A 21961-nucleotide genomic window follows, 5' to 3' on the forward strand; every position below is an offset into this window, starting at 1 on the left:
AACGTGACAGAACAATCAAATGCCCGAGGGGGTGAATGCGCAGGTTCTCTCGAACCGGCTGATTGGCAGGTGTTTCGCAAGCAGATGCACGATCTGCTTGACCATTGTCTTGACCGAATGGTGAATGCGACCGAACACCCGTGGCAATCACCACCGGATAATTTGATCAGTGTCTATGGGATCGGGCGGGGTGGCGATCTGGTCGCGCGCTTGACTGAACAGGTCATGCCCTATCACAGCGGAAACACGCATCCCCAGTTCTGGGGCTGGGTTCAGGGCAGCGGTTTGCCGTCGGACCTCATGGCCGGGCTTGTCGAGGCGGTGATGAACGCCAATGTCGGCGGCCGCGATCATGGTGCCAATGCGATGGAACATGCGGTCATCGACTGGACCCGCCGGAAAATGGGCATGAGACCCGGGGCAAGCGGCGTGTTGGTGACGGGCACATCGCAGGCGACGGTAATTGCGCTTCAGACCGCGAAAATGCGCGCTGTTCCTGAGATGCGGTCCAAGGGCGGTGGTGCAAACCTGACGGTGTATGCCGGAGATCGGGTTCACAATGCGATACGCAAGGCGGTAGAGCTTTTGGGCCTGGGCCATAACGCGTTGCGTCTGATCCCGACGGATCACGGCAAGATGGATGTTCAGGCCTTGGTGCAGCAGATCGCACAGGATTGTGCTGACGGTTTTCTGCCGATGGCGATTGTCGGGACGGTCGGGTCGGTGGACATCGGCAGTTTCGATGATCTTAATGCCCTGGCCGATGTCGCGCAGGCGCGGAATATCTGGCTGCATGTTGACGGTGCATTCGGTGCCTGGACGCGATTGGCCGACGACCCATGGCGCAGTCTGAGCGACGGGATTGAACGGGCGGACAGCATCGCGCTTGATTTCCATAAATGGATGTATGTCGGCTATGATTGCGGCTTGGCCCTGATCGCGAACGAGGCCGAACACCGCGCCGCCTTTGCCGTCCGTCCGCCCTATCTTGAGGGGTTCGAGGCGGGTCTGTCCGGCGGCGAACGTTGGTTCTGCGACTATGGTATCGACCTGTCACGCAGCAATCGAGCGCTGAAGGTCTGGTGCGCGTTGGAGATGTTCGGGGAAGACGCATTTGCCGCGGCGATCACGCGCAACTGCGCGCAGGCTGCGCTGATGGCCGATCTGGTCCAGTCGCATGGCATGGCGCTGGTTGCGCCGGTCGTGTCAAACATTTGTGTGTTTACCGCAAGGCCGGATCTGTCGCCGCAGGAACAATCCAGCTTGAACAGACAGATTGCGATCAAACTGCAACTGGACCGGGGGCCCGTGTTTTCGACCACACATGTGAACGGGATAACATGTCTGCGCGCTGCATTTGCCAACCATCGGACGCGCGATCACCATATTCACACCGCGATACAGAATGTGAAGGCGCTTGCTGAAAATGGCCTCTTGGCCAATGGCGAATAGAACACCGTTATCGAATAGCAGAAATGGTGCCGTATGCGTGGCGCCATTTCTGACAGTATCGCTTTGCGTTTAACTGTATAGCGCGGGTTCGCCCATCCGCTGATGTATCGCGTTGGCGGTGCGGGCATCTATACCCAAAGCCTGGCCCAGTTCGTGCAGATATTTTGCTTCGGCCTGACTGTCGAGGTCCAAGCCGACCAGCGACATAGCATAGACTTGTGCCTCCATCCCGCGCGGCACGTCGTTGGCAAGGCCCTGGACACTTACCGGGCGGCGGAACGCGTCGTTCAAAACATCAACCTCGTCCGGGGTCATGTCGCCCATATGCTGCATCAGCGCTTCTTTCTCGCGCTCGTCGATACGTCCGTCACACTTGGCTGCTTGCACGATGGCGCGCAGCAATACAGCGGCTTGGTCTTCTTGCTCCTGGGTTGGTGTGGCTTCGGGCGCGCCTCCATTTTGAAATGCATCGTTCAGCATGCCACCCAACGAACCGGGCGTGGGTGTCGCCACGCGCGTGTCCGGTGTGCCGCCGCCAGACAGGCTTTCCAAAAGGCCACCCAAGCCGCCCTGAGCGGCACCAGTGCCAGAGCGCGCGCCACCGAGCATACCGCCCAGCATGTCCATCAGATCGCCACCGGGATTGGCAGGTTGACGACCCGTCGATTGTGACCCGCCGCCAGCGTTCATGATACTGCCCAGAATATCGGTCAGTCCGCCACCAGAGCTTTGCGTGGATGTCAACTGACCGCCAGACAAACTGCCCAACAGATCGCCCAAGCCACCTTCCGGCGAATTGGTGCTGCCAAATATGCTGCCGGTGCCCGGATCGGATGCGGGGCGCTGGCGAGCCGCACCTTTGCCCATACTGGACACGCCTTTGGCGATAGCTGCACCAAGGGCCATTTTAGCCAGTGTTCCTACAAGACTCATATCAATACCTCCCAATTCAATCTGTATGGACATTAGAAGAGCATTTGCCCGGACATAAGGGGAAACACGGTGCGGGCGCGTCAGAAACCCATCAGATGTTCGCGCATACGACCGTGCAAATTGTCTGATTCGAGCCCGTGTGACGTCAGGCGAACGGGTCTTCCGGATAGGTCACGCCAGCCAGATAAAGACCGCCCGGGGGGCTAACCGGACCACAAGCGGCGCGATCTCGTGCCTTGAGTGCGCGGCTGACCTCGTCCGGTGTCCAGGCCCCGACACCCACACGTTCCAGCGTTCCGACGAAGCTGCGGACCTGATTGTGCAAAAAAGACCGGGCGCGCACGTGGAAACGGTATTCGGTGCCATGGGGCAGGCGAAGCTCCTCGACCCGAAGCTGGTCCAGCGTCTTGATCGGGCTTTCGGCCTGACAGATCGACGACCGGAAGGTTGTGAAGTCATGCCGCCCCAACAGGCGGTCTGCGCCGACTTGCATGGCGTTCGCGTCCAACTTGTGCTTGATGTGCCAGGCCAGACCGCGATCATGGGTCAGGGGCGCGCGGCGGGATATCAAACGGTACAGATACCGACGCTCCAGCGCCGAGAATCGCGCGTGGAAATCGTCGGCCACCTGCGCGCAATCCACAATCGCAACACTTTGGCCTCTCAGGTGGAAGTTCAATGCCTCGGACAGTCGAAACGCATCCCAATCCTTTACCAGATCGCAATGCGCCACCTGCGCCAGACCATGAACGCCCGCATCGGTGCGCCCAGCCGCCGCGATTTTGTGATCGCCGGGTTCGAGTTTCGCCAACGCAGCCTCGATCGTTCCCTGAACCGAAGGGTGCTCTTTCTGGCGCTGCCAACCGGCAAAACCTGCGCCGTGATATTCGATCTTCAAAACGTATCTGGGCATGACGTTTCGCATACCGCGCAGCGAAGATGTGGGCAAGTCGCGACATGATCGAGCGCACGCATTGAACGCTCCCCTCTGGCACAAGACTGCGTGCGCGCATATGTTCGGATGGATAAGAAGACGGAGGCACCCGTGGGGCTAGGCGATATCGCAGACAGCATCACCCGACAGATCGAGGCCATAGGCGACGCCACAAGCGAGGCGTTGTTTGAGCCGGTGATCCGTTTGGGGGTTACAGGCCTGTCGCGCGCGGGCAAGACGGTTTTCATCACATCGCTGGTTGCCAACCTGATGAACCGGGGGCGTATGTCCGGGCTTCTGGCCGCGTCTGAAGGGCGCATCCAGACAGCTTTTCTGCAACCGCAACCGGACGATACGGTGCCGCGCTTCGATTTTGAAACTCATCTGGCGGCGATGACGGGGCCGACACCGCACTGGCCGGATTCAACCCGCGCCACGTCGGAACTGCGCCTGTCGTTCCGTGTGCAACCGTCGGGCATTCTGGGTGGGCTTCGCGGGCCGCGCACGGTGCATCTGGACATCGTTGACTACCCTGGCGAATGGCTGCTGGACCTGGCGCTGCTGGACCTCAGCTATACCGAATGGGCGGCACAGGTGCTGGATCGGATTGCCGACCGTCCGCAAGCGGCAAGCTATCTGGGCATGGTGCAGGGGATCGACGCCGCCGCACCGCTGGACGAGATGGAGGCGAAACGCCTGGCGGGTGGATTTGCCGCTTATCTGACATCCGCACGCCAGGACGGCTATAGCGATTGCACCCCCGGTCGGTTCCTGCTGCCCGGTGATCTGGAGGGTAGCCCGGTTCTGACTTTCGCACCCATTCTTCAGCCCGGTTCGACTCCGCGTAAAAGCCTGTGGCGCGAAATGGAGCGGCGTTTTGAAGCCTATAAATCCCGCGTTGTGAAACCGTTTTTTCGTGACCATTTTGCGAAAATCGACCGCCAGATCGTGCTGGTTGATGTGTTGGGGGCGATCCATTCGGGCCCCGCTGCGCTGGAAGACCTGCGCCGCGCCATGGCTGAAATCCTGACCGCCTTCCGCCCCGGTGCGAACGCTTTCCTCAGTTCGATCTTCCTTGGGCGGAGGGTGGAACGTATTCTTTTTGCCGCCACAAAGGCCGACCACCTGCATCACAGCCAGCATCCACGCCTGACGGCGATCACCGAGGCGCTTTTGCGCGAAGCTCGTGACCGGGCGGATTTTGCAGGCGCCAAGACCGCAGCCATGTCGATTGCCGCTCTGCGCACGACCGTTGAGGAACGCATGGAGCATGACGGGCAAATGCTGGATTGCGTAAGAGGCAGGCTCTTGGACAGCGGCAAGACCGCTGCATTCTATCCGGGTGCTTTGCCAGACGATCCCGCGCGTCTGTTGTCGCCCGCGCGAAAGGGGGCTGAGGCGTGGCTTGATGCGGATTACGAGGTGATGCGCTTCGCGCCTGCCGTGGTGTCGCTTAAGCCGGGTGAGGGGCCGCCCCATATCCGACTGGATAAAGCGGCAGAATTTTTGTTTGGGGATCGGCTATGAAAATCTTGCCCGCGACCCCGGCCGATGCCCCCGCGATAGCAAATATTCTGACAGGGTGGATCGCCGCAACCCCATGGATACCACGCGTCCATTCCCGCCGTTCGGAGAAAGAATTCGCGCGGATATTGGTGGATCGTGGCTGGACCAAAGTGGCACGCGACCGGGGGCGCGCGCTTGGATTTCTGGCTCGTGACGGGGCCGAAGTGCATGCGCTTTACCTGTCCCCCGCCGCGCGTGGGCAAGGGATTGGCAAGGCCCTGCTGGACGAAGCGAAGGCCGTTTGCCCCGAGCTTTCGCTCTACGCCTTTCAGGCGAACGAAGGCGCGTGTCGGTTTTACCGGCGCGAAGGTTTCTCCGAAGAGTTTCGCACCGATGGGGCTGGCAACGACGAACATTTGCCAGACATTCGCTTTCGTTGGAGGGCAGCGTGATGAGTAGATCGGAAAAACCCAGAACCGGTCCCGTGTTGATCGAATTGGACGATGAGCAGACTGTTTCGCCCGCCGATGCCCCTCCGGTTCCAGAGGTCGCGGCAGTGGATGCCACCGGCGCGGCTATGCAGGGCGCGATCAGTTTTGCTGGGCGCAAACGTTCGCGACTTACACGGTGGTTTTGGTCGCTTCTGCTTTCAATCACCGGGTTCGTCCTGTCGGTGGCGGCGTATGATTTTGTCACCAGCCTGATCGCCCGCCAACCCGTATTGGGCTATGCGGCACTTGGTTTGATTACTGCCTTCACCCTGGTGCTACTGATCATTGCGCTGAAAGAATGGGTGGCGTTTGCCCGGCTGCGTCGCGTCGACACGCTGCATCATGCCGCCGAAGCCGCCGTGGCCCATAATGACTTGGCCGAAGCGCGTGTCGTTGTTGAGAAACTCAAGCAGCTTTACCGCGGTCGCGATGATCTTCGCTGGGGCTTGAAGCGTCTTGACGAACGCGAAGCGGATGCGTTCGATGTGGACACATTGCTTGCATTGACCGAACGCGAACTATTGGCCCCGCTTGACGCCGCCGCGGTCAAAGAGGTCGAAGCCGCCGCCCGTCAGGTGGCCATGGTCACGGCGATCGTGCCAATAGCCCTTGCAGATGTTGTCACGGCCTTGACGGCCAATATCCGCATGATCCGCCGTATCGCGGAAATATATGGTGGCCGGTCCGGCGTGTTGGGCGGCTGGCGGCTGACCCGTGCGGTGATGGCGCATCTTGTGGCGACAGGCGCTGTGGCCGTCGGCGATGACATGATCGGATCGCTGGCCGGGGGCGGGATGCTGTCAAAACTCAGTCGCCGTTTCGGCGAAGGCGTGGTCAACGGGGCGTTGACCGCCCGCGTGGGTGTGGCAGCCCTTGAGGTCTGCCGCCCGCTGCCCTTCGGCCCAAAGAAACGCCCCGGCGTGTCGGGTATCGTTAAGCGCGCATTGACGGGTTTGTTCGGAAGCTGAGCCTCTGATACGGGCTGATCAGCTTAGTTTCGGCACGTGCTGCGCAGGCTGCGACAGATCTTCGACACCCATCCGCAATCCGCGGCCGATCCGATGGGCCAGCATGATCCACGCGCGCGCGGTGTTTGGTGGCAGCAGCTCGTTTGTGACCTCTTCAAACAGGTCTAGCCATGGGTTGAAATGGGCTGGTTTCACGTCTCCGGCTTGCATATGTGCCCGCATCGGATTGCCGTCGTAACCTGGTTCTCGCAGGATGGCCCCGCGCCAGAACCTTGAAATCAGCGCGATATGCGCCGCCCATTCGGCATCCGTCGTGCCCACGTGACCATTGAAAACTGGTCCAAGCTGTGGATGTCGTCGGATCCGCGCATAGAACTCTGCCAAAACCCGGTCGATCTGATCCGGCGTGATATCGAAAAGCCTGAGTGGATTTGGCTTTGAAGCTGTCTGTGCCATCGCACACCCTTTTTCGCACACCCTTTTCCGAGTAAAATACTCGACAAACTCGGGGCCGCAAGGGGGGCGACATGGACAAAACAGCACAGGCCTTCATGACTTTACGCCGCCGAACCACGCGCCTATAACGCCCCCATGATGCACGCACAGGCCATCATTATTCGAATTATATGCCCGGCGCTCTGATCCAGACGAGCCGCCGGGACAAGGCGTTTGGAAATCCGCGCCGCCCCAACCCTATATTTGCGATAATCTCCTGAAAAGGACCGGACACATGTGTGCCGACACCCCTGAATACAAAGACACCCTGACGCTTCCCGTCACCGATTTTCCCATGCGCGCAGGCCTGCCCAAGCGCGAGCCTGAATGGCTGGCCCGTTGGGAAAAAATCGGCGTCTATGACCGCCTGCGCGAAAAAGAAGGGCGCACACCGTTTGTGCTGCACGATGGGCCCCCTTACGCCAATGGGCACTTGCATATCGGTCACGCGCTGAACAAGACAATCAAGGATATGATCGTGCGGTCGCACCAGATGATGGGGTTTGACAGCCGTTACGTGCCGGGCTGGGATTGCCACGGCCTGCCCATCGAATGGAAGATCGAAGAGCAATACCGCAAGAAGGGCCGCGACAAGGACGCGGTCGATGTGGTCGATTTCCGTCAGGAATGCCGCAAGTTTGCTGCTGGCTGGATCGACATCCAGCGCGAGGAATTCAAACGTCTGGGTATCACCGGCAACTGGGCCGACCCCTATCTGACGATGGATTTCCACGCCGAACGCGTGATCGCCGAAGAATTCATGAAGTTCCTGATGAACGGCACACTCTATCAGGGATCGAAACCCGTGATGTGGTCGCCGGTTGAAAAGACTGCGCTGGCCGAGGCCGAGGTGGAATACCACGACAAGGAAAGTTTCACCATCTGGGTGAAGTTCAAGGTCACGGATTTCAGCCTGCCCGATATGGTCCTGTCCGACGAAGAGGAAACCGACGAAACCCGCGGGGCGGTTGCTCTGGCCAAAGACGCGGCTGCGCACGATTTTATCGGCGCGCATGTGGTGATCTGGACGACGACCCCATGGACCATCCCGTCCAACAAGGCCGTCGTGTTTGGCGAGACCTTCGAATACGGGCTATACGAAGTCACCGATTGCCCGGATGAGTGCTGGGCCGCCAAGGGCGACCGGTTCATCCTTGCCGACAAGCTGGCCGCGGATGTGATGGCGCGAGCGCGGCTGGAACCCGGGATGTATCGCCGCGTGCGTAACGTGACGCCCGCGCAATTGTCAGGCATGACGCTGCACCACCCGCTGGCCGGTGCAGAAGGCGCCAATGGGGAATGGGACGCTGCCCGTGACTTCCGCGCCGCCGATTTCGTGACGGACGAGGAAGGCACCGGGTTTGTCCATTGTGCTCCGTCCCACGGGATGGAAGAATTCGAACTGTATCGCGATCTGGGGATGCTGGATCAGGTCATCACCTATAACGTGATGGACGACGGATCATTCCGCGCGGACCTGCCCTTCTTTGGCGGCACCTACATCCTGAACCGCAAGGGCGGCGAGGGCGATGCAAACAAGACGGTGATCGACAAGCTCGCCTCCGTTGGGGGGCTGCTGGCCCGTGGTAAGATCAAGCATTCCTATCCGCATTCATGGCGGTCGAAAGCGCCGATCATCTATCGCAACACGCCGCAGTGGTTTGTGTCTGTGGATCGCGAAGTCGGCGACGGGCAGGACGAGATGGGCAAGACCATCCGCACGCGCGCCCTGAACTCGATCGACCAATTGGTGAAATGGTGGCCGCAGACCGGACGCAACCGGCTTTATTCGATGATCGAGGCGCGGCCCGATTGGGTTCTGTCGCGTCAACGCGCCTGGGGTGTGCCGCTGACCTGTTTCGTGAAGAAAGGCGCGCTGCCGACCGACCCGGACTATCTTCTGCGTGATCCCGCAGTTAATGCCCGTGTGGCTGAATCCTTCGAGGCGGAAGGTGCGGATGCGTGGTATAAGGACGGTGCCAAGGAACGCTTCATCGGCGATGCGGCCAACCCGGATGACTATGAGCAGGTGTTCGATGTGCTGGACGTGTGGTTCGACAGTGGTTCGACACATGCGTTTGTTCTGCGCGACCGTGAAGACGGCACGCCGGACGGGATCGCGGATGTCTATATGGAAGGCACCGACCAGCACCGCGGGTGGTTCCACTCGTCGCTTTTGCAAGCCTGCGGCACCAAGGGGCGCGCGCCTTACAAGAACGTCGTGACCCACGGCTTCACCCTGGACGAGAAGGGCATGAAGATGTCCAAGTCTCTGGGCAACACCATCGTGCCGGAACAGGTCGTGAAGCAATATGGCGCGGACATCCTGCGCCTGTGGGTGGCCCAGACGGATTATACGGTCGACCAGCGGATCGGGCCGGAAATCCTGAAAGGGGTTGCCGACAGCTATCGCCGCTTGCGAAACACAATGCGCTTCATGCTGGGCAATCTGCATGAGTTTGACGAAGCCGAGCGTGTGGACGCAACCGACATGCCCGAGCTGGAACGCTGGGTGTTGCATCGTCTGGCAGAACTCGATCACGTTGTGCGCGAAGGGTACAAGACCTTTGATTTCCAAGGTGTGTTCTCGGCCGTGTTCAATTTCGCGACCGTCGATCTGTCGAGCTTCTATTTTGATATCCGCAAGGACGCGCTGTATTGCGACGGGGCGGACAGCCGGAACCGCCGCGCCGCGCGCACGGTGCTGGACATCCTGTTCCATCGTTTGACCACCTGGCTTGCGCCGGTGCTGGTCTTCACGATGGAAGATGTGTGGCTGGAGCGGTTCCCGGGTGATGACAGCTCGGTCCATCTGGTCGATTTCCCCGACACGCCTGCCGATTGGCTGGACGAGCCATTGGCCGCGAAATGGTCGGGTATCCGCAAGGCGCGCCGTGTGGTGACTGCTGCGCTGGAAGTGCAGCGGCGCGACAAGGTGATCGGGGCGTCACTGGAGGCCGCGCCGGTGGTTCATGTGCGCGACAAGGACATCCTGGCCGCGCTGAAATCTGTGAACTTCGCGGATATTGCAATCACCTCGTCTGTGTCGCTGACAAACGACCCGCTACCATCGGAAGCCTTCCGCCTGCCAGAGGTCGAGGGCGTGGGCGTTGTGTTCGAAAAAGCGTCCGGCGAGAAATGCCAGCGTTGCTGGAAAATCCTGCCGGATGTGGGCAGCCATGACCACGCGGGCACCTGTGGTCGCTGTGACAAGGCGCTGGGCTGATCAAATCGCCCAATAGGCAAGAGACCGAGCGCCCTGGCCATTGTGTCGGGGCGTTTAGTTTTGCAGGCTGCACCTATGACAGTTGCAGTGGTCGATAGCCCGGTCGGGCGTTTGGGAGTGGTCGAGGAAGCAGGGGTCATCGTCCGGCTGGTTTGGAATGCTGAACCGGATGGCGTGTTGACACCCGTGCTTGCAGAGGCACAGCAGCAACTCAACGCATATTTCGATCATCGGTTAACGCGGTTTGAACTTCCAACACGCGTCGCGGGCAGCGACTTTCAACGCGCTGTTTGCGATGTCATGGCGGGCATCCCTTATGGTGAAACTCTGACCTATGGCGACATTGCAAAGCTGACCGGCAACTCGGCGCAAGCGGTTGGAAATGCGTGTGGCGCCAATCCGATCCCGATCATCATCCCTTGCCATCGCGTGATGGGCGCAGGCGGCAAACTGGTTGGATTTTCCGGTGCGGGCGGGGTCGAGACAAAAGTTCAGCTTTTGCGCCTTGAAGGCGCTGCCGGGTTGCTTATCTGAAAGGTCTGGTCCGCAACGCGTTGTTGAACAACAAACAACCGGCGGCAACACAGGGGGACAAAATGACCACGATCCTGAACGTCAGCGGCGTGACCAAGACCTATGAGGGCGGTCATGAAGCCCTGAAAGGTGTTGATCTTGAGATCGACGAGGGCGAGATTCTTGCCCTGCTTGGCCCCAATGGCGCTGGCAAGACGACGCTGATCTCGATCATTTGCGGAATTGCGACGGCAACTTCTGGCACGATCACAGTGGGTGGGTTCGATCACGTGAAAGATTACCGCGCCGCCCGCAATCTGATTGGACTGGTGCCACAGGAAATCAATCTGGAACCGTTCGAGACAGTGATGAACACGGTGCGCTTTTCGCGCGGATTGTTTGGACGACCGCGCGATGATGCACGAATTGAAGAAATCCTGAAACTGCTCAGCCTGCATGACAAGAAGGACAGCCGTATCATGACGCTGTCCGGCGGCATGAAGCGGCGCGTATTGATCGCGAAGGCGTTGTGCCACGATCCCCAGGTCCTGTTTCTGGACGAACCCACCGCAGGCGTTGATGTCGAGTTGCGCAAGGACATGTGGGACATCGTCGCCAAGCTGAAACAAACCGGAGTGACCGTTATCCTGACCACCCATTACATTGAAGAAGCCGAAGCGATGGCTGATCGGATCGCGGTGATCTCGAAAGGGGAAATTCTGTTGGTCGAAGACAAGGATGCGCTGATCAAACGTTTGGGACAAAAGGAGCTTCTGATTGAATTGGATACCCCGATTGATACCGTGCCTGAGACATTGGCTGACTATCCCCTGACCGTGTCGGGCGAAGGTGGGTTGATTTACAGCTATGATGCGCAGGCGGGCAGCACCGGGATTACCGGCCTGCTTGCGGACCTGCGCGACGCCGGGCTGCATATGTCGGACCTGTCCACGCGCCAAAGCTCGCTTGAGGATATTTTTGTGGATCTGGTAAGGGAGGACGCCGCATGAACTGGAATGCCATTGCCGCAATCTATCGGTTCGAAATGGCGCGGACCTTTCGCACGCTGATGCAGTCCATCGTGTCGCCTGTGTTGTCCACATCGCTTTATTTTGTAGTGTTCGGTGCCGCCATCGGGTCGCGCATTGATCAGGTCGAAGGCGTCAGCTATGGCGCTTTCATCGTGCCCGGTCTGATCATGCTGACCGTCCTGACGCAAAGCACCACCAATGCCTCGTTCGGAATCTATTTTCCCAAATTCATCGGCACTGTTTACGAGCTTTTGTCCGCGCCAATCTCGTTTTTCGAGATTGTCATCGGTTATGTCGGAGCGGCGGCGACCAAGGCCTTCATGATCGGTCTGATCATTCTGGCCACGGCGCATTTCTTTGTCGATCTGACCATCGCCCATCCCGTCTGGATGATGGCGTTTCTGGTGCTGACCTGTATCAGTTTCGCGTTGCTTGGTTTCATCATAGGCATCTGGGCACAGAACTTTGAACAGTTGCAGTTGGTGCCACTGTTGGTCATCACGCCGCTGGTGTTTCTTGGTGGCTCGTTCTATTCGATCTCGATGCTGCCTCCGGTTTGGCAGACCATCACGCTGTTCAATCCTGTCGTCTACCTGATCTCGGGCTTTCGCTGGGCGTTTTTCGGCATGGCGGATGTATCTCTTGGCTGGTCAGTGCTTGCGATTGCAGTTTTCATGACCACATGTCTTGCAACCATCGGCTGGATTTTCCGCACTGGATATCGGTTGCGCAGTTGATGATGGGCGATTTGCAACAGGGGGAACATGCATCGCCCCTTTCCCTTGTTTGATCCGGAGGCGCGATCTAAATGACAGCCATGACAACCTATATACCGTTCATCAAGAAGCCGCCGCTGGTTGCGGTGATCCGCCTGTCTGGCGTGATTGCGTCAGGCGCGCGGGGGCAATTGAATGACGCGGTCCTTGCCCCGGTGATCGAACGCGCCTTTCGCAAAGGAAAACCACAGGCCGTCGCATTGGTGATAAACTCTCCGGGTGGCAGCCCCGTGCAATCCAGCCTGATCGCGGCCCGCATTCGTCGTCTGGCCGCCGAGAAAGAAATTCCCGTCTATGCCTTTGTCGAAGATGTTGCGGCATCGGGTGGATATTGGCTGGCGACGGCGGCGGAAGAGATTTACGCCGACGAAAGTTCGATCCTCGGGTCCATCGGCGTGATTTCGGCTGGGTTTGGCCTGACGGGATTGATTGAAAAAATCGGGGTCGAGCGGCGGGTCTATACCGCGGGAAAATCGAAATCCATGCTGGACCCGTTCCAACCGGAAAAGCCCGCCGACATCAAACGCCTGAAGGCGTTGCAAATGGATATTCACGAGGCGTTCAAAGCGCAGGTCGCATCCCGTCGGAAAGGCAAGCTGGCCGAAGATGAAGATTTGTTCACTGGTGACATCTGGCTGGGCCATGCCGCGATCGAGAAAGGTCTGGCTGATGGGATCGGGCATGTGGTGCCCAAGATGAAAGAGAAATTCGGCGACAAGGTGCGGTTTCGCGTCCACGGCCCGCGCCGCCCGTTCATCAGCCGGTTTGGATTGCAACTGGGGTCAGACGCGATCACGGCGATAGAGGAGCGGGCGGAATTCGCGCGCTTTGGTCTTTGAATGGTCATTAAGATCGTCGTTCTGTTTCTGGTTGCGATGGGCGTATTGGCCATGTTCGGGAAGCTCAGATACCCCGGGCAGCAACGTATCGAAGCCATGAAATGTCCGCGTTGTGGAAAGTACCGGTTGGGGAAGTCCCCCTGCGACTGTAGCGGAAAGGGCTGAGCCTTGGATCTGATCTATGCCATGCTCGGCCTTGTCATTCTTCTGTTCGCGGGCGACAGCCTTGTGCGCGGGGCGGTGAACATGTCGCTGCGCCTTGGTGTGCCTGCGCTGATCGTTTCGCTGACCGTCGTCGCGTTTGGCACTTCGGCACCCGAGCTTCTGATCTCGGTCAAGGCAATCTTCGAAGGGGTGCCCGGGTTGGCCATGGGTAACGTGGTCGGGTCAAACACCGCGAATATCCTGTTGGTGCTTGGGGTGCCGGCCGTGATTTCCGGCCTGTCTACGGCGACCTGTGACACCAGAAAAAGTTATCTTCAGATGATGGGGGCCACGCTGCTGTTCATCATCTTGAGCATGAATGGCGTGATCACTTGGATACAAGGTCTGGTGCTTCTGGCTGCGCTTGGCCTGATGCTGAATTCGGCGTTTCGCGTAGCTTTGTCGCACCGACGCTCCAACCACGTTGCGGCAAATGACGCCTGCTGCGACGGCGAAGAAGAGGTCGAGGGTGCCGACCCGGACATGCCGTGGTGGAAGGTCATTCTGTTCCTCGTGCTGGGCTTGATTGGCTTGCCGTTGGGGGCTGATCTTCTGGTCGACGCCTCGACCAACATCGCCCGTCATTTTGGTGTGTCTGAAACTGTGATCGGCCTGACGCTGGTGGCGCTGGGCACTTCCTTGCCAGAACTGGCGACGACAGTGATGGCGGCGCTGCGAAATCAAGCCGAGGTCGCCTTGGGAAACGTGATCGGGTCGAATATGTTCAACCTGCTGGCAATCATTGGCATTGCGTCTTTGGTGGGTCCGATCCCAATTGAGCGCGGTATCCTGCATTTCGACCTTTGGGTGATGTTGGGTGCGTCCCTACTGCTGGCACCTTTCGTCTTCTTGAAATGGCATATGGGTCGCATATGGGGGGTCGTCTTGTCGTCGCTCTACGTGATCTATGTGATGATCGTTCTGGGAATGTCCTGATGAACCAGCCACGCGCATTGATTACCGGGGCGGGCGCGCGGCTTGGACGTGCCATGGCGTTGGAACTTGCGCGGCAGGGGTGCGATGTGGCGGTTCACTACGCGACATCAGAGGATGGGGCATCCGAGACCGTCGGGAACATACAATCCATGGGTCGGAAAGCCGTGGCCTTGCAGGCTGATCTTCTGGATATGGAACAGGTTGAGGTGCTCGTGCCTCGCGCGGCAAAGGCGTTGGGCGGGCCGCTGTCCCTATTGGTCAACAATGCGTCGATCTTTGAGTATGATACGCTGACCTCGGCCACGCAGCAAAGTTGGGACAGGCATATGTCCTCGAACCTGCGGGCACCGTTCTTCCTGATGCAGTCCTTTGCCGCGCAAGCGTCCAGAGCGGTCATTGATGATAATGGCGAAAGCCTTCCCCAAGCGCTTGTCGTGAACATGCTCGATCAGCGTGTGCAAAAGCCCACGCCCGAGTTCATGACCTACAGCCTTGCCAAGAACGCTCTTTGGACGCTGACCCGTACTGGCGCGCAGGCTCTGGCCCCGCATGTGCGTGTCAACGGTATTGCGCCCGGGACCACGCTGATCGGTGCGCGACAGACGCAGGCGCATTTTGACGGGCAGCGGTCAGCATCACTTTTGCAACGTGGGGCGAACGTCGAAGACATTACAGCCGCGCTTGCATTTTTCCTGAATGCACCAGCCGTCACAGGGCAAATGATTGCTGTGGATGGCGGGCAGCATCTGGCATGGCAGACCCCGGACATTCGCGGCGTGGAAGATCACTGAGACCCGGTAAAATGGCACAGGTTGCTTTCAGCAACCGCAAAGTTGTGCACGCGTGAAGTTCCCCCTGCGGAAAGTCCATATTTTTTGCAATGATTTCATTTGTTTACACGGGTGTCATATTTCTTTTGTTAACTATCAATGGCTTAGATAGCTGCCTAAAAATTAGGCACATCGCGGAAGCAGGCTGAATACAAGGGATTTTTGTGGATGGTCAAAACATGTCCTCAGAGTTATCCACAGAAATTGTGGGCAGGTTTCCTCTTGTCTTCGTGGCGTTAAGATTGCAGGCGCGCAGAGAATCAGGGCAACAATATAATGAACGCTGAGAACACCATGAAAGAACAGGATCGACCAGAGGTTCCGGTCGGACATGGTGTCATTCAATCTTATTTGAAAACACTGGATAATTCACCGGGTGTTTACCGGATGCTCGATGCCAAGGGGCGCGTGCTCTATGTGGGTAAGGCGCGCAGCCTGAAGAAGCGTGTGTCGAACTATGCCAAGCCGTCGGGGCATACCGCGCGTATCGCACGGATGATCAGCCAGACCGCGTCGATGATGTTTCTGACCACGCAGACCGAGACCGAAGCGCTGCTGCTGGAACAGAACCTGATCAAGCAATTGAAGCCGCATTTCAACGTGCTTTTGCGTGACGACAAGAGCTTTCCGAACATTCTGGTCACTGGGCATGATTTTCCGCAGATCAAGAAACACCGTGGTGCGCGGAAAGAGAAGGGTGCATATTACGGCCCCTTTGCCAGCGCTGATGCTGTGAACCGGACCCTGAACCAGTTGCAGAAGGTGTTTCTGTTGCGCAATTGCTCGGACGCTATGTTCGAAACCCGCACGCGACCTTGCCTGCAATATCAGATCAAGCGATGCTCTGGCCCGTGCGTCGGCAAAATTGATGCCAAAGGGTATGCAAGTCTTGTGCGCGATGCCGAGGATTTTCTGTCGGGCCGCACAACAAAAATGCAGGAAAATCTGGCAGCAGATATGCAGGCGGCATCCGAGGCACTGGAGTTTGAAAAGGCCGCCATCTTGCGCGACCGTATCCGGGCGTTGACCCAGGTGCAGCAAGCGCAGGGTGTCAATCCGCGTGGCGTCGCCGAGGCGGACGTGATCGCGCTTCACATGGAAGGCGGGCAGGCTTGCGTTCAGGTGTTCTTTATCCGCGCCCATCAAAACTGGGGCAACCGCGACTTCTATCCGCGCACAGGTGCGGGGGCGGGGCCGGGCGAAGTGCTTCAGGCTTTCGTAGGTCAGTTCTATGACCAGAAGGAACCGCCGCGCCTGATCCTGCTGTCCGATCCGCTGGACGAACAGGACCTGATGGCCGAAGCGTTGTCAGAACGATTGGGGCGCAAAGTTGAAATCTCTGTGCCATTGCGAGGCGAGAAATCCGAACTTGTCGCAAATGCGCAACGCAATGCCCGCGAAAGCCTTGGCCGTAAGATGGCGGAAACGGCCACTCAGGCACGGCTGCTGGATGGCATCGCACGGGCTTTTGATCTGGACGTGCCACCACAGCGGATCGAGGTCTACGACAACTCGCACATCCAAGGCGCCCACGCGGTCGGCGCGATGATTGTGGCCGGGCCGGAAGGTTTCATGAAAAGCCAGTATCGCAAGTTCAACATCAAGGGCGATGATCTGACCCCCGGCGATGATTTCGGCATGATGAAAGAAGTGCTGACGCGTCGCTTCAAACGTCTTCTGAAGGAAGACCCGGACCGTGAGGGCGAACATTGGCCCGATCTCCTGCTGATCGACGGCGGCGCGGGACAGGTCAGCGCAGTCCACGAGATCATGGAGGAGCTTGGCGTGACGGACATTCCGATGGTTGGAGTGGCCAAAGGGGTCGACCGTGACCAAGGAAAAGAAGAATTCTATCGACGGAAACAGCGCCCCTTCGCGTTGAAACGGAATGACCCGATTCTTTACTTTATCCAACGTTTGCGGGACGAAGCGCACCGCTTTGCCATCGGCACCCACCGTGATAAACGCGCCAAAGCGCAGGGCGCAACCCCGCTGGACGAGGTGCCGGGTGTGGGGGCTACCCGCAAGCGAGCGTTGTTGCAGCATTTCGGATCGGCCAAGGCGGTCAGCCGCGCGGGGCTTGACGATCTGAAGGCGGTCGACGGAATTTCCGAAACACTTGCCGAAACCATCTATGGCTTCTTCCATGACAAGGGCTGACGGGGTAAGGAGAAACCTATGAGATGGAACCTGCCCAATATTCTGACCGTTGCCCGCTTGATCGCGGCTCCTTTGTTGCCGGTGATGTTTCTGTATTTCGCGCGACCCTGGGCGGATTGGTATGCGATGATCCTGTTCATCGTTGCCTCGATCACCGATTATCTGGACGGGTATCTGGCCCGCGCATGGAAGTTGGAAAGCCTGTTTGGTGCGGCGATGGATCCGATTGCCGACAAGGCCATGGTGCTGATCGCGCTTCTGGTGATCAACGGCTATGCCGGAGTGACACCTTGGATATTGTTGCCCTCGGCACTGATCATCTATCGCGAGGTGTTCGTATCTGGTTTGCGCGAGACACTGGGTGATCGCGCGCGTGCGTTGAAAGTGACTCAACTGGCAAAATGGAAAACCACGGTGCAGATGGTGGCGATCGCGGTCCTGTTTTCCACCGGGATTTTCCAGCAAAGCCTATTGGATCGAATGCAGGGCATGGATCAAGCAATCGTCGAGGGCATCTTCAATGGCACGATTTCGGATAATGTTGGGCTGTTGTATTACGAAGCCGCCGGGCGGTGGTCGGCATGGTTGGGAATCACACTGCTGTGGATCGCAGGCGCACTGACGGTCGTAACAGGCTGGGATTATTTTCGTAAAGCCCTGCCATTTCTGCGAGAGGAGCCTGACAATGGTTGAGGTCATGTATTTTGCCTGGGTTCGTGAACGTATCGGAGAGCCGCGCGAGAAAATCGACACACAAGCGTCAACGGTGGCCGAGCTGGTGAGCGAACTGAGCGCCCGTGAACCACGTTATGCGGCGGCGTTCGCTGATCTGGCTGCCCTGCGCGTGGCTCTGGACCAAGAGCTTGCTGACTTCGATGCCCCCCTGAAAGGAGTGCGCGAAGTGGCGTTTTTCCCTCCGATGACGGGTGGTTAGGATGTCAGTCAAGGTTCAGTCAGAACCGTTTGATCCGGGCGCAGAGCTGTCGCGATTTGCACAGCGTCGCGCTGACATCGGGGCCGTGGTCAGCTTTACAGGCATTGTGCGCGATGATGTCGGCACGCTTTCGCGGATGGAGATCGAGCACTATCCAGGCATGACGGAAAAAGCAATCACGGCGATCGTGGATGAGGCTTGCGCGCGATGGTCACTGGCGGGGTGTTTGGTGATCCACCGACACGGCCCCTTGGCACCCGGCGAACAGATCATGATGGTGGCAACCGCAGCCAAACACCGGGTCGCCGCGTTCGAAGCTGCCGAATTTCTGATGGACTATCTGAAATCCCGCGCGCCGTTCTGGAAAAAAGAAATTCAGCAGGACGGGTCAACCGACTGGGTAGACGCCAAGGTGGATGACGAGGACGCATTGACGCGGTGGTGAGATCGAGCAAGCGTTGGTTCGCGCAGCTTCAGGCAGTGCCGCGCTCAGGCATGATCTGTTGCGCAATTCCCGCCCCCAACAAGTAGATCGAGGTCAGCACCAACCCCCAATGCGCCCAGCTTTCCGGGTGAAAATCGACCCATGCTGCCCATCCGGCAAAGCCAGTCCATGCAAGCGCGACGGGCAGACTGATTGCGCGCCAGCGTTCGGTGCGAACCGGGTGGATGAATTTCAGCGGCAGGAACATTGCCACCGCAAGCGCCGTCACCAGAACCAGCATGAACCAGAAATTCGGTTGCGTTGCGAACAGGACAATGACCAGCATATTCCAACAGCCGGGAAACCCCGAAAAGCTGTTGTCTTTGGTTTTCATCCTGGTGTCGGCAAAATAGATCGCACTGGTGAAGGTGATAACGATGATGGCAAACCAGCCAGTCCAGCCGGGCATGAGACCCGACTTGAACAGCGCGTATGCCGGTATGAAGACATAGGTCAGATAATCAATGATCAGGTCCATCAACACACCGTCATATTGCGGCGCGTTGACCGACACGTCATAGCGCCGTGCCAGCGGCCCGTCGATGCCATCGACCCCGAAGGCTACAACCAGCCACAGGAACATCAGGCTCCAGTTTTCGTCCACGGCGGCCAGCATGGCCAGCATTGAAAAAACGGCACCTGTCGCGGTCAACAGATGGACGAGAAGGGCTTTGGTCGAAAGTTTCATGCGCGCTTTGTGCCGGAAAAATACAAAAGGGGAAAGAAGAAACCCGGTGGCTCCTGTTTGGTTACGCGCGCGGGTGAGCGGCGTTATAGACCTCTAGCAATCGCGATGTGTCGACTGTCGTATAGGCCTGTGTTGTCGACAGACTGGCATGGCCCAGCAATTCCTGAATGGCTCGCAAATCGCCACCGGCGGCAAGAAGATGTGTCGCGAAGCTGTGCCGCATGGCATGGGGTGTGGCGGTTGCTGGCAGGCCAAGTTGCAGGCGCACTTGCTCCATCACCTTTTGCACGATGCGCGGGCCAAGTGCGCCACCGCGAACGCCGCGAAACAGGGGCGCGTCAGGTGTTTCCGGGTGGGGACACAGGCGGCGATAGGTCTCGACAGCATCACGGGCGGCGGGCAGAACCGGCACAACACGTTCCTTGCCGCCCTTGCCCTTGATGCGCAAGGCGTCCGCCAGGGGCGCATCGGCGCAGGTCAAGCCAAGTGCTTCCGAGATACGCAAGCCGCAACCATAAAGAAGTGTCGCAACTGCGATGTCCCTTGCACCGACCCAACCGTGCTGAGATTGCATCCCGACCGTCTCGATCACTGCCATGGCGGCATCGGGTGCCAGTGGACGGGGCAGTTTCTTGGTAAATTTCGGGCTGCGTGTCGACAGAACGGCGGTGGCATCGAAATCATCCCGTTCGCTCAGCCAGCGGTAAAAACTTTTGACGGCAGACAAAGACCGGGCAAGAGAGCGCGCGCCGACGCCGCGCCCGCGCTCATGCGCCATCCACGCCCGCATGTCGGACAGTGTGACGCGAGCCAGTCCGCCCCGCCCGGCTGATCCGCCCAGATGGCCTGCCATGAAAGCCAGATACGCGGTCAGATCGGTTTGATACGCCGTGACCGTGTTCGTAGAGGCACCATCCAGCGCCCGGATGTGATCCAGCCATTCCGAAAGTGCTGCGCGTGCACCGTCCGAGATTGCAAATGTGTCCTTGGCTGTCACGACAACCAGCGGCGCATCGCGCGTTCAAACACACCACCGAAGAACGCCAGAAGATCGGTGCCCTGACCGGGTTTGAACAGCTGCGCGTCCTCGACCCCCAGAACCAGCATGCCGGGCAAACGGCCTTCGCCGAGATCCAGACGAATGCAAGCCTCGGACCGGACCCAGAAACCAGTGTCACCATAGATCGTTTCGTCTTGTTCTTGAATCTGGCGCAGAAAGACCTGACGCGTGGATTGATCGCCGCTCATACCCAGATAGTCATTTACGAACCCGGGGGCTGCGATGGACAAGACCGGGCCCAACCGCCCGACTGCGCGGTTCTTTTCGCCGTGTTCAGTTTCCAGAACCAACCGAACACAATCGACGCGTAAGATTTCGGCCACTTCGCCGCTGAGGTCTGCCATGAACAATTCAAAATCCGCCGGGTCCAGCATCCTGAGCACGGCACGGTGGATCATGTTCATGCCGGAAATGTTGTTGTATGCTGCTGCGATCACCGACCGATGGGTATCTTCCAGACGGTCCAGACGGGCCTCAAGCCGCTCCATCGCAATGCCACGCAGGTCCACGATATTGGCCCCCATCGCGCGTTCATTCGCGGCGATTAACGCACGCATGATATCCTGATCATCCAGAATTGTTTCGGGTTGCGCGATTAAATGCGCGCGCAATTCATCGTCAATCGTAGCTGGTACGCTCATCTGCTGCCTCAGTTTTGTTTTGGTCGTTTTGACCGAACATACACCAAGCCGAAGCGCGGTTGGTCAATTTTTTAACACCTGCCCCAACAGAAAGAGGGGGCCGTGGCCCCCTCGTAACAGTTGTGCAGTCGTAAGACCGCTTACAGAATTTTGATACCAGCCGCTTTGATGTCGGCCAGAAACCCATCCAGACCCTTATCGGTCAGGACGTGTTTCGCCATCGCCTTGATGACCGAAGTCGGCGCGGTGGCCACATCTGCCCCGGCCAGCGCGCAGTCTTTCATGTGGTTGACCGACCGGATCGACGCCGCCAAAATCTGCGTCTCGAACCCGTAATTGTCATAGATGGTCCGAATGTCCTCGATCAGTTCCAGCCCATCCATGTTGATGTCATCCAGACGGCCGATGAAGGGTGAAATGAAGGTGGCACCGGCCTTTGCGGCCAGAAGCGCCTGGTTGGCCGAGAAACACAGCGTCACGTTCACCATATTGCCTTCATCGGTCAGCACCTTGCAGGCTTTCAGCCCGTCCCAGGTCAACGGGACTTTGATCGCGATGTTGTCTGCGATCTTGGCCAGCTTGCGTCCTTCGGCGATCATGGTGTCAGCATCCAGGGCGGTGACTTCGGCAGAGACTGGTCCATCCACGATGTCACAGATTTCCTTGGTCACTTCCAGAATGTCACGACCGGATTTTGCGATGATCGAGGGGTTGGTTGTCACGCCGTCAAGCATTCCAGCGTCGTTCAGTTCCTTGATGGCGTCGATATCGGCAGTATCAGCGAAAAATTTCATGTGCGCGACTCCTGTAGCTGTTGGGCGTTTGCGCTCTCATACCCCATGGGCGCGCGGGCAGAAAGC

General features: G+C 58.5%; 22 protein-coding genes. 15 read left to right on the plus strand and 7 right to left on the minus strand.

Annotated features, from left to right (window positions below):
* Positions 1-3 precede the first annotated feature (3 nt).
* Positions 4-1452 (plus strand): pyridoxal phosphate-dependent decarboxylase family protein, encoded by a 1449-nt coding sequence (locus AC13C8_RS04595; protein ID WP_482846515.1) that lies wholly within the window; start codon positions 4-6, stop codon positions 1450-1452.
* Between the two features lie 69 nt (positions 1453-1521).
* Here the strand turns inward: AC13C8_RS04595 and AC13C8_RS04600 are convergent, their stop codons facing one another.
* Both AC13C8_RS04600 and truA read right to left on the minus strand, forming a co-directional pair.
* Positions 1522-2385, minus strand: coding sequence for a DUF533 domain-containing protein (locus AC13C8_RS04600; protein ID WP_177179278.1), 864 nt, complete (start codon positions 2383-2385; stop codon positions 1522-1524).
* A 145-nt stretch (positions 2386-2530) separates the two neighbouring features.
* Positions 2531-3298, minus strand: coding sequence for a tRNA pseudouridine(38-40) synthase TruA (truA, locus tag AC13C8_RS04605; RefSeq protein WP_091428265.1), 768 nt, complete (start codon positions 3296-3298; stop codon positions 2531-2533).
* Between the two features lie 108 nt (positions 3299-3406).
* Here truA and AC13C8_RS04610 point away from each other — a divergent pair, with 108 nt between their 5' ends.
* The 3 genes from AC13C8_RS04610 to AC13C8_RS04620 are packed head-to-tail and all read left to right on the plus strand — an operon-like array spanning position 3407 to position 6284.
* Positions 3407-4846 carry a YcjX family GTP-binding protein gene (locus AC13C8_RS04610; protein ID WP_091428266.1) on the plus strand — a complete coding sequence of 480 codons (1440 nt, stop codon included), beginning with the start codon at positions 3407-3409 and terminating at the stop codon, positions 4844-4846.
* Positions 4843-5277, plus strand: a complete 435-nt coding sequence (locus AC13C8_RS04615) for a GNAT family N-acetyltransferase (RefSeq protein ID WP_091428267.1) — start codon at positions 4843-4845, stop codon at positions 5275-5277. Before AC13C8_RS04610 ends, AC13C8_RS04615 begins: the two co-directional genes overlap by 4 nt.
* On the plus strand, positions 5277-6284 hold the full coding sequence (locus tag AC13C8_RS04620; RefSeq protein ID WP_482846516.1) for a YcjF family protein: 1008 nt from the start codon (positions 5277-5279) through the stop codon (positions 6282-6284). The genes AC13C8_RS04615 and AC13C8_RS04620 overlap by 1 nt, the downstream gene beginning before the upstream one ends.
* Before the next feature lie 18 nt (positions 6285-6302).
* Here the strand turns inward: AC13C8_RS04620 and AC13C8_RS04625 are convergent, their stop codons facing one another.
* On the minus strand, positions 6303-6740 hold the full coding sequence (locus AC13C8_RS04625; protein WP_482846517.1) for a group III truncated hemoglobin: 438 nt from the start codon (positions 6738-6740) through the stop codon (positions 6303-6305).
* Between the two features lie 274 nt (positions 6741-7014).
* Here AC13C8_RS04625 and ileS point away from each other — a divergent pair, with 274 nt between their 5' ends.
* From ileS to AC13C8_RS04680, 11 genes are all read left to right on the plus strand, one after another.
* Positions 7015-10005: an isoleucine--tRNA ligase gene (ileS, locus tag AC13C8_RS04630; RefSeq protein WP_482846518.1), complete on the plus strand. Its 2991-nt coding sequence runs from the start codon at positions 7015-7017 to the stop codon at positions 10003-10005.
* Between the two features lie 75 nt (positions 10006-10080).
* A complete protein-coding gene (locus AC13C8_RS04635) occupies positions 10081-10539 on the plus strand; it encodes a methylated-DNA--[protein]-cysteine S-methyltransferase (RefSeq protein WP_482846519.1) in 459 nt (152 codons plus the stop codon).
* Positions 10540-10601: 62 nt separating this feature from the next.
* Positions 10602-11528 (plus strand): ABC transporter ATP-binding protein, encoded by a 927-nt coding sequence (locus AC13C8_RS04640; protein WP_482846520.1) that lies wholly within the window; start codon positions 10602-10604, stop codon positions 11526-11528.
* A complete protein-coding gene (locus AC13C8_RS04645; protein ID WP_091428272.1) occupies positions 11525-12286 on the plus strand; it encodes an ABC transporter permease in 762 nt (253 codons plus the stop codon). Before AC13C8_RS04640 ends, AC13C8_RS04645 begins: the two co-directional genes overlap by 4 nt.
* 80 nt (positions 12287-12366) lie before the next feature.
* Positions 12367-13164: a S49 family peptidase gene (locus tag AC13C8_RS04650; protein ID WP_482846562.1), complete on the plus strand. Its 798-nt coding sequence runs from the start codon at positions 12367-12369 to the stop codon at positions 13162-13164.
* Positions 13165-13332: 168 nt separating this feature from the next.
* The gene (locus tag AC13C8_RS04655; RefSeq protein ID WP_245744637.1) at positions 13333-14304 is read left to right on the plus strand and encodes a calcium/sodium antiporter; all 972 of its coding nucleotides are present in this window, start codon (positions 13333-13335) and stop codon (positions 14302-14304) included.
* Entirely contained in the window at positions 14304-15095 is a 792-nt protein-coding gene (locus AC13C8_RS04660) for an SDR family oxidoreductase (RefSeq protein ID WP_091428273.1), read from the plus strand. The genes AC13C8_RS04655 and AC13C8_RS04660 overlap by 1 nt, the downstream gene beginning before the upstream one ends.
* 315 nt (positions 15096-15410) lie before the next feature.
* A complete protein-coding gene (uvrC, locus tag AC13C8_RS04665) occupies positions 15411-17294 on the plus strand; it encodes an excinuclease ABC subunit UvrC (protein ID WP_482846521.1) in 1884 nt (627 codons plus the stop codon).
* A gap of 18 nt (positions 17295-17312) precedes the next feature.
* The gene (gene pgsA, locus AC13C8_RS04670; RefSeq protein ID WP_091428274.1) at positions 17313-17987 is read left to right on the plus strand and encodes a CDP-diacylglycerol--glycerol-3-phosphate 3-phosphatidyltransferase; all 675 of its coding nucleotides are present in this window, start codon (positions 17313-17315) and stop codon (positions 17985-17987) included.
* The gene (moaD, locus tag AC13C8_RS04675) at positions 17980-18228 is read left to right on the plus strand and encodes a molybdopterin converting factor subunit 1 (RefSeq protein WP_091428275.1); all 249 of its coding nucleotides are present in this window, start codon (positions 17980-17982) and stop codon (positions 18226-18228) included. The genes pgsA and moaD overlap by 8 nt, the downstream gene beginning before the upstream one ends.
* A gap of 1 nt (position 18229) precedes the next feature.
* Positions 18230-18673, plus strand: a complete 444-nt coding sequence (locus AC13C8_RS04680) for a molybdenum cofactor biosynthesis protein MoaE (protein ID WP_482846522.1) — start codon at positions 18230-18232, stop codon at positions 18671-18673.
* Positions 18674-18701: 28 nt separating this feature from the next.
* Here the strand turns inward: AC13C8_RS04680 and AC13C8_RS04685 are convergent, their stop codons facing one another.
* The 4 genes from AC13C8_RS04685 to fsa form a co-directional block, all read right to left on the minus strand.
* On the minus strand, positions 18702-19400 hold the full coding sequence (locus AC13C8_RS04685; RefSeq protein WP_482846523.1) for a CDP-alcohol phosphatidyltransferase family protein: 699 nt from the start codon (positions 19398-19400) through the stop codon (positions 18702-18704).
* 61 nt (positions 19401-19461) lie between these two features.
* A complete protein-coding gene (locus AC13C8_RS04690; protein WP_482846524.1) occupies positions 19462-20397 on the minus strand; it encodes a tyrosine recombinase XerC in 936 nt (311 codons plus the stop codon).
* Complete coding sequence (locus tag AC13C8_RS04695; protein WP_091428279.1) at positions 20394-21101, minus strand: DUF484 family protein; 708 nt, start codon at positions 21099-21101, stop codon at positions 20394-20396. The genes AC13C8_RS04690 and AC13C8_RS04695 overlap by 4 nt, the downstream gene beginning before the upstream one ends.
* 140 nt (positions 21102-21241) lie before the next feature.
* Complete coding sequence (gene fsa, locus AC13C8_RS04700; protein ID WP_482846525.1) at positions 21242-21895, minus strand: fructose-6-phosphate aldolase; 654 nt, start codon at positions 21893-21895, stop codon at positions 21242-21244.
* Positions 21896-21961: the final 66 nt, after the last annotated feature.

It is taken from the genome of Aliiroseovarius sp. B-4, assembly GCF_056857795.1.

Excerpts from the sequence above, each read along its gene's own strand:
- fsa (WP_482846525.1), bottom strand. The coding sequence starts at position 21,895 with ATGAAATTTTTCGCTGATACTGCCGATATCGACGCCATCAAGGAACTG.
- AC13C8_RS04680 (WP_482846522.1), top strand. The coding sequence starts at position 18,230 with ATGTCAGTCAAGGTTCAGTCAGAACCGTTTGATCCGGGCGCAGAGCTG.
- AC13C8_RS04625 (WP_482846517.1), bottom strand. The coding sequence starts at position 6,740 with ATGGCACAGACAGCTTCAAAGCCAAATCCACTCAGGCTTTTCGATATC.
- AC13C8_RS04660 (WP_091428273.1), top strand. The coding sequence starts at position 14,304 with ATGAACCAGCCACGCGCATTGATTACCGGGGCGGGCGCGCGGCTTGGA.
- uvrC (WP_482846521.1), top strand. The coding sequence starts at position 15,411 with ATGAACGCTGAGAACACCATGAAAGAACAGGATCGACCAGAGGTTCCG.
- AC13C8_RS04650 (WP_482846562.1), top strand. The coding sequence starts at position 12,367 with ATGACAACCTATATACCGTTCATCAAGAAGCCGCCGCTGGTTGCGGTG.
- AC13C8_RS04695 (WP_091428279.1), bottom strand. The coding sequence starts at position 21,101 with ATGAGCGTACCAGCTACGATTGACGATGAATTGCGCGCGCATTTAATC.
- moaD (WP_091428275.1), top strand. The coding sequence starts at position 17,980 with ATGGTTGAGGTCATGTATTTTGCCTGGGTTCGTGAACGTATCGGAGAG.
- AC13C8_RS04685 (WP_482846523.1), bottom strand. The coding sequence starts at position 19,400 with ATGAAACTTTCGACCAAAGCCCTTCTCGTCCATCTGTTGACCGCGACA.
- AC13C8_RS04620 (WP_482846516.1), top strand. The coding sequence starts at position 5,277 with ATGAGTAGATCGGAAAAACCCAGAACCGGTCCCGTGTTGATCGAATTG.
- AC13C8_RS04615 (WP_091428267.1), top strand. The coding sequence starts at position 4,843 with ATGAAAATCTTGCCCGCGACCCCGGCCGATGCCCCCGCGATAGCAAAT.
- ileS (WP_482846518.1), top strand. The coding sequence starts at position 7,015 with ATGTGTGCCGACACCCCTGAATACAAAGACACCCTGACGCTTCCCGTC.
- AC13C8_RS04600 (WP_177179278.1), bottom strand. The coding sequence starts at position 2,385 with ATGAGTCTTGTAGGAACACTGGCTAAAATGGCCCTTGGTGCAGCTATC.
- AC13C8_RS04645 (WP_091428272.1), top strand. The coding sequence starts at position 11,525 with ATGAACTGGAATGCCATTGCCGCAATCTATCGGTTCGAAATGGCGCGG.
- truA (WP_091428265.1), bottom strand. The coding sequence starts at position 3,298 with ATGCCCAGATACGTTTTGAAGATCGAATATCACGGCGCAGGTTTTGCC.
- pgsA (WP_091428274.1), top strand. The coding sequence starts at position 17,313 with ATGAGATGGAACCTGCCCAATATTCTGACCGTTGCCCGCTTGATCGCG.
- AC13C8_RS04640 (WP_482846520.1), top strand. The coding sequence starts at position 10,602 with ATGACCACGATCCTGAACGTCAGCGGCGTGACCAAGACCTATGAGGGC.
- AC13C8_RS04635 (WP_482846519.1), top strand. The coding sequence starts at position 10,081 with ATGACAGTTGCAGTGGTCGATAGCCCGGTCGGGCGTTTGGGAGTGGTC.
- AC13C8_RS04610 (WP_091428266.1), top strand. The coding sequence starts at position 3,407 with ATGGATAAGAAGACGGAGGCACCCGTGGGGCTAGGCGATATCGCAGAC.